Annotated in this window: 8 protein-coding genes; 3 read left to right on the top strand and 5 right to left on the bottom strand. The window is 64.6% G+C overall.

All coding sequences use genetic code 11. The annotated features are described in order from the left end of the window. Positions 1 to 6: 6 nt before the first annotated feature. Together IPL75_07500 and IPL75_07495 are read left to right on the top strand one after the other, a co-directional pair. Positions 7 to 942, top strand: a complete 936-nt coding sequence (locus tag IPL75_07500; protein MBK9240103.1) for a GGDEF domain-containing protein — start codon at positions 7 to 9, stop codon at positions 940 to 942. 126 nt (positions 943 to 1,068) lie between these two features. Then, complete coding sequence (locus IPL75_07495; GenBank protein ID MBK9240102.1) at positions 1,069 to 2,100, top strand: cytochrome c; 1,032 nt, start codon at positions 1,069 to 1,071, stop codon at positions 2,098 to 2,100. A gap of 11 nt (positions 2,101 to 2,111) precedes the next feature. Here IPL75_07495 and IPL75_07490 read toward each other — a convergent pair whose 3' ends face one another. Next, positions 2,112 to 2,915, bottom strand: a complete 804-nt coding sequence (locus tag IPL75_07490) for an alpha/beta hydrolase (protein ID MBK9240101.1) — start codon at positions 2,913 to 2,915, stop codon at positions 2,112 to 2,114. A 101-nt stretch (positions 2,916 to 3,016) separates the two neighbouring features. On the opposite strand from IPL75_07490, the gene IPL75_07485 reads away from it, so the two are divergent. Beyond that, positions 3,017 to 5,941, top strand: coding sequence for a PQQ-dependent sugar dehydrogenase (locus IPL75_07485; protein ID MBK9240100.1), 2,925 nt, complete (start codon positions 3,017 to 3,019; stop codon positions 5,939 to 5,941). Positions 5,942 to 5,956: 15 nt separating this feature from the next. Here IPL75_07485 and IPL75_07480 read toward each other — a convergent pair whose 3' ends face one another. From IPL75_07480 to IPL75_07465, 4 genes are all read right to left on the bottom strand, one after another. Beyond that, complete coding sequence (locus IPL75_07480; GenBank protein ID MBK9240099.1) at positions 5,957 to 6,934, bottom strand: hypothetical protein; 978 nt, start codon at positions 6,932 to 6,934, stop codon at positions 5,957 to 5,959. 12 nt (positions 6,935 to 6,946) lie between these two features. Then, positions 6,947 to 7,816 carry an endonuclease/exonuclease/phosphatase family protein gene (locus IPL75_07475; protein MBK9240098.1) on the bottom strand — a complete coding sequence of 290 codons (870 nt, stop codon included), beginning with the start codon at positions 7,814 to 7,816 and terminating at the stop codon, positions 6,947 to 6,949. Between the two features lie 312 nt (positions 7,817 to 8,128). Continuing rightward, on the bottom strand, positions 8,129 to 9,160 hold the full coding sequence (locus IPL75_07470; GenBank protein MBK9240097.1) for an FAD binding domain-containing protein: 1,032 nt from the start codon (positions 9,158 to 9,160) through the stop codon (positions 8,129 to 8,131). Then, entirely contained in the window at positions 9,157 to 11,544 is a 2,388-nt protein-coding gene (locus tag IPL75_07465; protein ID MBK9240096.1) for a molybdopterin-dependent oxidoreductase, read from the bottom strand. The genes IPL75_07470 and IPL75_07465 overlap by 4 nt, the downstream gene beginning before the upstream one ends. Between the last annotated feature and the right edge of the window lie 29 nt (positions 11,545 to 11,573).

The raw sequence follows: 11,573 nt of genomic DNA, 5'->3' as shown, positions 1-11,573 counted from the left end.
AAAAGTATGACCCGGCCCGATTCCGACGAGTTCGACGCCGACGCGACGAGGGCGCTCGACATCCCGAGCGAAACCATGAGGATCAGGCGCGAGCTGGCGTGTTCCACCACGCCGGTGCTGATCGTGATTCGAGGCACGATCCAGGGCAAGAAATACCCGCTTGAGGGCCGGAACTCCTTCGTCCTCGGCCGCGATACCACCGCAGACATCCGGTTCGACGATGCGAATGTGAGTCGGCAACATCTGGAGATCAGCCTGGAAGGCGAGCAGGCGTTTATCACCGACTTGAAATCGCGGAACGGCACCTTCCTGAACGACGAGCCGGTCGGCGACGACCGCGTTGAACTGGGCAAGGAAGACATGATCAAGCTCGGCAGCACGATCCTCAAGTACCTGCCGGCCGGTCAGTTCGAGACGCTGTATCACGTCAACATCACTGACGCGGCGCATCTGGACAGGCTCACGAGGGCGTTCAGCCACAAGTACATCTCCGAGGTCCTCGACGTCGAATTCAAACGCGCGAAGGCGCTGGGGTCGGAGATGTCCATCGTTTTCTTCGACATCGACGACTTCAAGACGATCAACGACACGCATGGGCATGACTGCGGCGACCGTGTGCTTACCGCAGTGGGCGACGCGCTGAGAAGGTGCGGGCTCGGGGAACGGGACATGGCGGGGCGTTACGGCGGCGATGAGTTCATGGTGGTGCTGACCAGCGCCGGCGTCGAGGACGCAACCGCAGTGGCCGAAAATATCCGCCGGACCATCGAGCAGATTGACTGCCGGCACGAGGGCGCACGAATTCCGATCACTGTGAGTGTCGGCGTCTCCAGTGTCCGAAAGGCATTGCACCGCGCCGCCGACTTGTACCGCGAGGCCGACCAGGCCCTGTACGAGAGCAAACGAACCGGCCGGAACCGCGTGACCGTCGCGCCGGCGTAGGCCCGGGACCTCCGAACGACTACTTTTGCTGGCCCCCGGCAAAAAGACTCCCGACGTCTTTTTCGGCTGTGGTAGCATCGCGCGTCAATTTCATCAGCCCATGGGGGCGGCGTGCGGGAGAGAGCCATGGCAGTGCGTGTGAAGACGGTATTTCTCAGTCTGTTGGCCCTTCTGGTCGTAGTGGTTCTGGGTGGCATCACCGCCATCGGGTGGCAGGTGGTTCTGGGTCCCGACGCCCGGCCTGTGACCAACACTCCATTCGAGGTCACTGAGGCCCGCCTGGCGCGAGGCAAATACCTCGCCGAGGGCCCCACCCACTGCTTCTTCTGTCACACGGAACACGACATGACGAAGCCGGATTACCCGCTGGTGGATTCGAAAAAAGGTGCGGGCTGGGTCATGCCTGTGCCTGAGCTGAACAACATCGCGTCGAAGAACATCACGCCCGATCGGGAAACGGGACTCGGCGACTGGTCCGATGACGAAATCGCCAGGGCCATCCGCGAGGGAGTGCGCAAGGATGGGTCGGCGCTGTTCCCGATCATGCCTTACATGGACTTCGCGACGCTCGACGACGAAGACGTGAAGTCGATTGTGGTGTACCTGAGAACGCTCCCCGCCGTGAAGAATGCGGTGCCTGTGCGCTCGCTCCCAGGCCCGCTCGAATACATCGTCAAGACCATGCCGAAGGCGCTGACCACACCGCAGCCCTCGCACCCGTCTTCGACACCGGCCGAGCGCGGAAAGTACCTGGTCACGCTCGCAGGGTGCGGCGCGTGCCACACGCCCACTGACGCCGAGGGCGGGCCCCTTCCGGGACTGGGTTTTGCCGGCGGCGGCTACTTCGATCTGCCCGATCAGCCGGGCAAACGCGTGTTCACCGCAAACATCACACCTGATCCATCAGGCATTGCGCACTACGACGAGGGGCTGTTTCGCGAAACCATTCGCACGGGACAAATCCCCGGCCGCATGCTCAGTCACATCATGCCGTTCTCGGCATTTCGCAACATGACCGACGAGGACATCAACGATATCTACTCGTTCCTGAAGACGGTGGCACCCGTGAAACACCGCGTCAGCAACACTGACCCGCCAACCGCCTGCCCCCTGTGCAACCAGTCGCACGGCCTCGGCGACAGGAACGTGAAGCAATAGACTGGCGCCTTCTATTTGGGCGGTGCGAAAAGCGCGCGGAATGCAACAAGTGCCGCGGGGTGGAAGATCGTGGCGTGGCGCTCTGACGGGTATTTCACGTAGGTCGATGTGAGCTGCGGGCTGCCGTCGGCCGCAAGTGTGGCGGCCAATTGCGACACGGTGGCATCCACGTCGCCTTCGCTGCTGGTCGCCAGGTAAATGGTCCGCCGGCGATCCCGGCTCACGCGCAAATCCGCGGGCGCGGCCTTCACCAGGCCGCCGCTGTTCCACCAGAGGCTGGGATCAAACGCGATGTAGGTGTTGAAGAGATCCGGCTCCTTCAGCAACGTCTCGACCACAAAAAGTCCCGCCAGGGATTCACCGACGATCGCCGTTTCATCGGTGGTGCGGTATCGTGCGCGCACGGCCGGCATGAGTTCCCTGCGAATGAACGTGCGGAACGCCTGCGACTCACCCACACGCGGCGCCATCTTCAGATCGTCGGCATTCTGGGTGGGACCAGACAAGTCGCGCCGGCGCTGGGTGTTCTCAATCCCCACCAGGATGAACGGCCGCATCGTGCCGTTGCCGGTCAGCACCTGCACGAGGCCGGCGATGTGCAGGAAGTCCTCGGCCACACCGCCGTCGGGCATGTACAGCACCGGCAGGCGCGCGTCTGCGGGCGCTGTATACGCCGGCGGCAAATACACATTGATGCGCCTGGTCTCTCCGAGCGTCGCAGACGCCAGCGTGAACGTCTCTCCGATGGTGAGCGGCGCGGACTGCGCCGGCGACATCAGCGCGGTGGCAATGAGGGCAAGGACAGCGCGTTTCATGGCCACGAGTATACCGGGGGCAGTCTTGTGTGCTGTTCGGCACTGACGCGCCTGGTCCATTGGCCGATACACTGAAGTGTCCGCCCCGAAACGGAGACAGCATGCGCACGCACACGAAGATGATGGTGATGGCCTTGTGCCTGTGGGCCGCCACAGCGTCGCCAGCGGCCGCCCAGGTCAAATCGGTCGTTTTTGTCTCAGGCCTGAATTCACCGCTTGAATTTGTGCAGCATCCCACACTGCCGGGCGTGCAGTTCGTCGTACAGCAGGGCGGCATCGTGCGGGTCGTGCAGAACGGCGTGGTTATCGCGCAGCCATTTCTTGACGTGTCGACACTCGTGTCCACGGGGAGCGAGCAGGGCCTGCTCGGCCTCGCATTCGCACCCGACCACGCCTCGAGCGGCCGGGTGTTCATCAACTTCACCAATCTCTCAGGTCACACCGTCGTGGCGCGCTACACACGCATGGCCTCTGATCCCCTGCGGGCCGAGCCGGCATCGCGCTTCGATCTGCGCTGGGGTGGACCGGCCGGAAGCCGGTTCATCGCGCAACCCTTTGCGAATCACAATGGCGGTCACCTGGAGTTTGGCCCCGACGGCTATCTGTACATCGGCATGGGCGATGGCGGGTCGGGCGGCGACCCCGGCAATCGCGCGCAGGACCCCACCACGCTGCTGGGCAAGATGCTGAGGATCGACATCGACGTGGCAGACTCGCATCCGGAAGGCTACGTGGTGCCCGCAGGCAATCCGTTTGCCGACGGGAGCGCACTGCCCGAGATCTGGTCGTTTGGCCTCCGTAATCCCTGGAAGTTCACGTTCGACGCCACCGGTTCCGGCAGTGCAGGCACAAACGCCATGGTGCTGGGCGATGTCGGACAGGGCGCGCGTGAGGAAATCAACTACGAACCCGCCGGCGAAGGGGGACGCAACTATGGCTGGCGGTTGCGCGAGGGGTTCGCGCCCTACCTGCCGAACACGCCCCCGGCCTTCCTGCCGCTCACCGATCCGATTCTCGACTACCCCCGCACCGAAGGACGGTCCGTCACTGGTGGCTTTGTCTATCGGGGCAGCGGGCTGGTCAGCGGGTTTCGGGGACGATACTTCTACGCGGACTTCGTGAGCGGCCGCGTCTGGTCGGTTGGGCTCGCGCTTGACGGAGCGGGTGAAGCCAGCGTGACCGATCGTGTGGAGCACACTGCGGAACTGGGCGGCACGGGCGTCACTGGCAACATCGCCGCGTTCGGCAGGGATAGCGCAGGCGAGTTGTATCTCGTCTCATTCAACGGTTCCATCATCAGGATTGCGCATGACCCGTCGGCCTCGGGACCGATCGGCGGCTCGCTGTCGCCGTTCGGCCAGGTGGACACGCCGCTGCAGAATGCGGCCGGTGTGGTGGGCGCCATCGGTGTCACCGGCTGGGCGCTGGACGACACGGGTGTGGCGAACGTGAGGGTCTACCGGAACTGCCTCACCGGCGTGGATAACCCGGCAAGCTGTCAGCCCGTGCTAGGCACCTCGATGGTATTTGTCGGTGAAGCAGCATTCCTGCCAGGCGCACGCCCCGACGTGGAGGCGGCGTTCCCCTCGTTTCCCAATGCGAATCGCGCGGGCTGGGGCATGCAGGTCCTCACGCTCATGCTGCCGCACGTGCCCAATGGCCAGACCACCGGCGGCCAGGGCCCGATGACTCTGTTTGCCGTGGCAACCGATCTGAACGGTCAACTCACACTGCTGGGACGATCGTACGTGGCGGGGTCCCCGACCTACTCGACGCCGACGTCGATCACGATGGCCAACGACACGATTGCGAAACCCTTCGGCACGCTCGACACGCCCACGCCGGGTTCAACAGTCAGCGGTTCAGTCGCGAACTTCGGATGGGTGCTTACACCGGACGCCAACACCACCGTGGACGGTCCTGTCGATATCGTGATGCCCGTCAACGGCTCAACCATGGTGGTCTACATTGATGGTGTTCCAGTTTCGACGGTCGCGTACGACCAGTGCCGCGGCACCGTGGGAAATCCGGTACCAGGCGGCGTGTACTGCAACGACGATATCTCGAACTTGTTCGGCAACGTCGTCAGCCAACCGCCGCTCACATCCCGCTCGTCGAACCCGACGCGGCACAGGAACCTGGACGCGGGTCGCGGTGCGATCGGCGCCTACCTGCTGAACACGGCCACCCTGTCAAACGGTCTGCACACCATCGCGTGGGGCGTGGAGGACTCTGCCGGTCGAAGTGAAGGCATCGGCTCGCGGTTCTTCATCGTCCAGAATGGTGGCGCCTTCACGCCGCGCGCGGATCAGCCGGCGATGGCCCTTGGGGCGGCATCAGCGCTGACCGAGGCTGCGCCCTCGAGTGGAACCGTGTGGGGTCGCACCGGCTTCAGTCGGGCGGGTGCGTGGCAACGGATGCGACCTAACTCGCGCGACGCGCGGCTCGTCAGGCTTCCGGAGATGGGGCGGCTGGAGTTGTGGTTTCAGGATGCGCCAGACGCCGGTTTCCTCGTCGCGAACGGGACGTTGAGGGACCTGCCGGTGGGCTCTGTGCTCGAAGGCCAGCGGTTCACATGGGCTCCGGGGCCGGGCTACGTGGGCACCTATACGCTGGCGTTCCGCCACGGAGACACTCGAACGGGAATCCAGGTGACCATCGCACCGTCACGCACGGCTACGGCTGGCGAGTCGCAGGTGCGCATGAGCCTGGATTCCGCCCTGAGCGAGCCGCCTGTGCGCGGGCGCTGGCCAGCCCTGAGCGAGCGCTTTGCGCGAGTCGAAGGGTGGGCGTTTGATCCTGACGCGTCAATCGGCAGTGGCGTGGGCGCGGTGCACGTCTGGGCCGACAGCGCGCGTGGACCGGTCTTCCTGGGGGCCGCCGATCTCGACCTGCCCGGCAATCAGTTCGCACTCAGGTCAACGGTCTCGTTGCCACCGGGACACTACGCCATCACCGCATACGTGTGGCTCGAACGCACCGGGCGCTGGGAAGACGGGCGAACCGTGACACTCGTCATCCGGTGACGACGGCCGCGGCGGCTACTTCAGCAGTTCCGCGAGTTTGGCCTTGATCGCTTCACCCCAGATTTCGTACCCCTTGGCGATCGGGTGCAGATTGTCGGGCCGGAACGTCTCGGGGAGAAAGAACCCCTTGTCGTCGAGAAACGCGGCACCGATGTCCAGGTAGAACACGTGTTTCTGATCGTCCAGCCTGGCGATGATGCGATTCACCTCCGCGATCTTGTCGCGGATGGGATCCCCGGGAACGCTGCGGGGAAAGACCGCCAGCAGAAGAATCTTCGCGTCCGGGAAGTTCGTGCGCAACTCGAGGACGACAGCGCCGATGCCTTCGGCGATTTCCGGTGCAGTGTTCGCCGCGTTGTTGTTGGTGCCAATCATCAACATCACGGCCTTGGGCTGGAACCCCTGGCCCTCGCCGTTTCTGAGTCCCCACAACACGCCCTGTGTGGTGTCACCTGCAATCGCGAAGTTCGCGGTGCGGATGCCGGCGAAGTACTTGTCGAACATCGCCGTGTTCTCGGCGCCCTGCACCCACCAATCCGTGATCGAGTCGCCGTGCAAGAGCAGGTCGATGTTCCCCTGCTTCGCGATCTCGACGAACCCCTGATGCCGGGCCCCACGGCGCTGCGCGGTCTGCGTGAACGTCGCGGCCACGTTCCGGAGTGGCGGCGCGAGCAACAGCAGCGACTCGAATTTCTTCAGCACGGGCCTCACGGACGGTTCAGACGAATCGACAAACTTCTGCACCGCGTCGTTGACCAGCGCCAGTTCTTCTGGTGTGGGACGCGGGATGGCCACTTCAGGCGGCACCGGGGCCGGCGGGCCGACCACAATCGGCGGAGGCGGGGCGTTCACCCTGGGGGCCGGAGGGGCGTTCACCGCTGGGGCCGGTGGCCCCTGGGGCGGGACGGCACCCTGAGGTGGATTCTGCGCTGCGGAGACCCAGGCTCCGCCGGCAAGGACAAAGCACACCACGATGGACAGCACTCGCTTCATGACATGACCCTTCTACTTGAGGCGCACGCGCGCGGTCACCGGAAAGTGATCCGATGGCGATCGTCCATTCGCGGCAGTGCGGACGATGGCGGCCGACAGGACCTCGGTGCCGCGAGGCACGAACACGTAATCGATTTTGTCGCCGGCGATACGGGTGGCGTCAAACCCGGTAAACGTGCCGGCCTCTTTCACATCAGGATGCAGCACGCGGAACGAATCGACGAACGGCCCCGGCGCCGAAGCGCTGCCGACCAGCGCGGTCAAGGCCGGATTGGACTCGCCCACATTCAGGTCGCCCGTCACGATCGCCGGTTCACCGCGCTCAGCGCGCGCCGCGATGCGCCTGGCGAGCAACTCGGTGCTTCGCTCCCGCGACGGCTGCGACTGATGATCGAGGTGCACGTTGTAGTGCCAGAACGCGCGCCCGTCTCGATCGATGAACCGCGCCCACGAACAGATGCGCGTGATCGTGTTGCCCCAGGACGTGGACGCCACCACCTCGGGTGTGTCCGAGAACCAGAAGGTGCCCGCATCCGACAAGGTGAAGCGGTTCGCCCGAAACAGGATGGCCGAGAACTCACCCTTCGTCCGGCCGTCGTCCCGCCCGACACCGGCAACCGCGTACCCGGGTACGGCCGCCAGAATTTCCTGGATCTGCCCGTACAACGCCTCCTGCAGGCCTACCAGGTCAGCATTCTCGGCACGCATCAGGGCAAACAACGCCTCGCGCCGGTTCTCCCAGCGGTTCTCGCCGTCATTCGCCGTCCCATAACGGATATTGAAGGACATGACCGTCAGCGGGTCGGCCGGCGGCGCCTGGCGCGCGCCAACAGGAGACACCAGCATCAGGACAGCGGCGATGAGAGCGACGCGATGGGCCAAGCCGGCCCAGCTTAACCCAACTCGACTGGGCGGGCGTTACGCCGAGTCTCTGACGACAGGTCTTTCACCATGAAGGGCATGAAGCTCCATGAAGGGTGCGCGTTTGGGTGCCGCCTTCGGCGGCACCCACGATCGGAGGGAAGGCGCGAACGAACGCCGCAGAAAAACAAAACTGCGGCGTTCGTTCGCGCCTTCCCTCCGATCGCGCGGCCCAGGCGTAGCCGGGCCCCCAAACGCGCACCTCTCGATGACACGCGTGCCTCTGCAAAACGAAGACCCTTCATGGATCTTCATGGCCCTTCATGGTGAGACTTAACTGATGACAAGCAGTGGATGGCGTGCGAGTTTTGTGCGCGCGGCGCGCATGTCGTCGCCCCGCAGTTCGCGCAGGGCCGAGGTGACCAGCGACCTCACCGTCTTCTTGCGCCACACCAGTTCGAAGTCTGTGTTGTCCATCGGCTTCGCCAACGTGTACGCATCGTCGGCCACCGACGCGATCAGGTCGTCGGTGAGTGGCTGTCCGGCCAGGCGCGCGGCTGCGGCTGGCACCTCGAGCGGGCGGGAGGCGACGGCGCCCAGCACGATACGCGCCTCCACAATGCGATCGCCGTCAAAACGAGCCGCGGCAGCGACCGCCGCGACTGGAAAGTCGAATGACCCCCGACGACGGAGCTTCCAGTAGGTGCTGCGCCAGCCATCGGCCTTCGGCAACGTGACGGTCGTGAGGATTTCATCCGCGCGGCGCGTCAGGTAGTGCATCCCGTCGTTCGCGTAGAGGTTGGTCAGCGCCACATCCCTGGTGCCCGCTGCCGACACCAGACGCACAGTCGCACCCAGCGCAATGAGCGCGGGAGCGGCATCGGTGGATGAGACCGCCAGGCACTTGTCGCTCGACGTTGCGACCCAGCACGTGTCGCCGTCCTTCTTCATGCAGAAGTTGATGGCCTGCCGCCATTCGAAACTCTGGTCGTAGTAGGTGCATCGCGTGTCGAGGCAGATGTTGCCGCCGATGGTGCCCATGTTGCGCAGCAGCGGCGTGGCAATCTGCCCCACCGCCTGCCACAAGCCGGTGTATCGCGTGTGCACACGCTCGTCGTGCACAAGCGAGGTCAGCGTGACGCCGGCGCCGATCTCCAGTCCATCGCGGTCGTCCACACGCAGGAGTTCGGTGACGCCGCGAAGTCCCACCACAGTGGACGGCACCTGCTGGCGCCGCTTCATGTTGGGAATCAGATCGGTTCCGCCCGCCAGGAGCATTGTGTCGCCGGGCGCCTCAGCCAGCCAGGCGGCCGCGTCCTGCACCGTCTTCGGCGCGCGATACCGGTACGAGGGGAGGCGCATCATGACCTGGCCTCCTTCGTGATGCCGGCCGCCTTGGCTTCAATCCCGGCATCCACTTTCCGATGGGTGGGACGTTTCGGATCGTTGTCTGCCCGGCCGTCGCCTCCCGCCCACGGTGGCGTGACGTGCAGCGTCTCAGGCCAGGGGATCTCGGGAAATGCCCCTGGCCCCGAGCGAGGCGCCTTGCCGGCCGCTTTCGCCTCGAGTGCCCGTAGGATCTTCTCGGGCGTGACGGGAATGGAGTCGATGCGCACACCCACCGCGTCATAGACGGCATTGGCCACGGCCGGCATGATCGGCAGCAAGGGCCCCTGCCCCACTTCCTTCGCACCGAACGGCCCGGCGGGGTCGGGATGTTCGATCAGGTCGGTGAACACCTCGGGCATGTCCATGAACGTCGGGCTCTTGTATTCCAGAATCGACGGGAACTTGTGCACGAGGGCGTGTGAGAGCTTCGCCGGCAAGCGACGGAAGACCTGCTCTTCCATCAGCGCTTCGCCAATGCCCATGTAGACGCCGCCCTCAACCTGCCCACGCACAAGCACCGGGTTGAGTGCACAGCCGATGTCATGGGCAATCCACACACGCGGCACGGTCACCCAGCCCGTCTCAGGATCCACATCCACTTCGACCACGCAGGCGGTGTATGAGTACGTGGGAGACGGACCGACACCTCCGCCCTTGAACTTCGCGGGCGACTTCGGCGGTGTGTACGAACCCGTGGTGCCGAGCGTGCCGAACTTCGCTTCGGCCATACAGACGGCTTCCCGGAATGAGGTCCCCTTGTCGGGGTCTTCACTGTCGAATACCCGGCGGTCCGCAAACACCAGTCGCGACTTCGGAATATCGAGCTTCGCGCTGACACCCTCGGCGATCAACTCGCGCGCACGTTCAGCGGCCTGAATGGCAGCGTTGCCCATCATGAGCGTCACGCGACTGGAGTACGAGCCAAGATCCACCGGTGTCAGGTCCGTATCACCCGTCACCGCGCGCACATCAAACGGTTCGATGCCGAGCACCTCAGCCACGATCCCCACCAGCACATCGTCTGATCCCTGGCCGATTTCGGTGGCGCCGCAGAACACCGTGACGCCGCCGCTGCGATCGAGCTTGAGTTGCACGCCCGAATGCGGCAGGTCGTTCCAGTTGATGGGGAGTCCTGCGCCCGAGAGGTATGACGAACACGCCAGACCTACGCCGCGGCCATGGGGCAACTTCCGGTACTTGTCGCGCCAGCCCGATCGCTCGACCACCTTCTTGATGCAGTCGGCCAGGCCAATCGTGCCGACCCGAAGGAAGTTTGCCGTGAGGCTGTCGGGCGGCTGCACAATGTTGAGGCGCAGGTCGGCAGGATCGATGACGAGCTTCTCGGCGATCTTGTCGAGCTGCACTTCCTGGCCGAAACGCGACTGCGGCGTGCCATGGCCGCGTTTGGGGCCGCACGGTGGCTTGTTCGTAAAGACCCGGCATCCGCGGAAGCGATAGGTCGGGATGTCGTAGGTCACGGTCTGAAGCGCGCCGGTATAAAACGTGCTGGCCACGCCATAAGACCCGTAGGCTCCGCCATCCAGCAGCGTCTGCAGATCGAGGCCGGTGACGCGGCCGTCGTTGGTCACGCCCGCGCGAAAGCGCATCAACACGGGATGCCGTCCGCGGTGGCAATAAAAGACTTCTTCGCGCGTCAGCGCGATCTTCACCGGCCTGTCGAGGCGCATGGCCGCATGAGCCACCACCACTTCATGGTTGAACGGATCGCTTTTGCCGCCGAAACCACCCCCGTTGGGCGTCGCCACAACGCGGATGTGCGCGGCGGGGATCGCCAGGGCTTTCGATAACGCCCGATGCAGATAGTGCGGGGTCTGCGTGCTCGAGTAGACCACCAGCTTGCCGTCGGGATCCTTGGTCGCGACGGTCGCATGTTGCTCGATCGGGAGGTGCGTGTTGCCCTCGAAGAAGAACGTGTCGTCGAACACGTGGTCTGCGCCGGCGATCGCCGCATCGACGTCGCCGAACTGGAGCGCCACAGCCTTGTGCACGTTGCCAAAATCGCCGTAGTCGTGAATGCGCGGCTCGGGGTACGCCAGGCTGTCTGCCGGCGACGCGAACGTTCGCAGGGTCTCGTACTCGACTTCGATCAAACGTACGGCGCGGTCAGCGGTGGCCTCGTCGCGCGCCACAACCGCCGCGACCGGGTCGCCAACAAAACGCACCACATCCGGGCACAGCGCATGTTCGTCGTGGCTGACGGGAAGAATGCCGTAGGGAATCGGAAACGACTCGCCGGTCAGGACGAGCGCGACGCCATCAACCGCCGCGGCCTTCGACGTATCGATGCGCACGATCTTCGCGTGGGGCACGGTGGACCGCAGCAGCTTGCAGTGCAGCATGCGCGGCAAGATGATGTCGTCGGCAAACT

The sequence above is a fragment of the Acidobacteriota bacterium genome, assembly GCA_016716905.1.
Lineage (GTDB): Bacteria > Acidobacteriota > Vicinamibacteria > Vicinamibacterales > SCN-69-37 > SYFT01.
This window is presented reverse-complemented; position numbering and strand designations above follow the sequence as displayed.

What these genes read in the sequence shown, in the direction of transcription:
- IPL75_07470 (MBK9240097.1), bottom strand. Translation starts at nt 9,160, where the DNA reads ATGATGCGCCTCCCCTCGTACCGGTATCGCGCGCCGAAGACGGTGCAG.
- IPL75_07485 (MBK9240100.1), top strand. Translation starts at nt 3,017, where the DNA reads ATGCGCACGCACACGAAGATGATGGTGATGGCCTTGTGCCTGTGGGCC.
- IPL75_07495 (MBK9240102.1), top strand. Translation starts at nt 1,069, where the DNA reads ATGGCAGTGCGTGTGAAGACGGTATTTCTCAGTCTGTTGGCCCTTCTG.
- IPL75_07490 (MBK9240101.1), bottom strand. Translation starts at nt 2,915, where the DNA reads ATGAAACGCGCTGTCCTTGCCCTCATTGCCACCGCGCTGATGTCGCCG.
- IPL75_07465 (MBK9240096.1), bottom strand. Translation starts at nt 11,544, where the DNA reads ATGCTGCACTGCAAGCTGCTGCGGTCCACCGTGCCCCACGCGAAGATC.
- IPL75_07480 (MBK9240099.1), bottom strand. Translation starts at nt 6,934, where the DNA reads ATGAAGCGAGTGCTGTCCATCGTGGTGTGCTTTGTCCTTGCCGGCGGA.
- IPL75_07500 (MBK9240103.1), top strand. Translation starts at nt 7, where the DNA reads ATGACCCGGCCCGATTCCGACGAGTTCGACGCCGACGCGACGAGGGCG.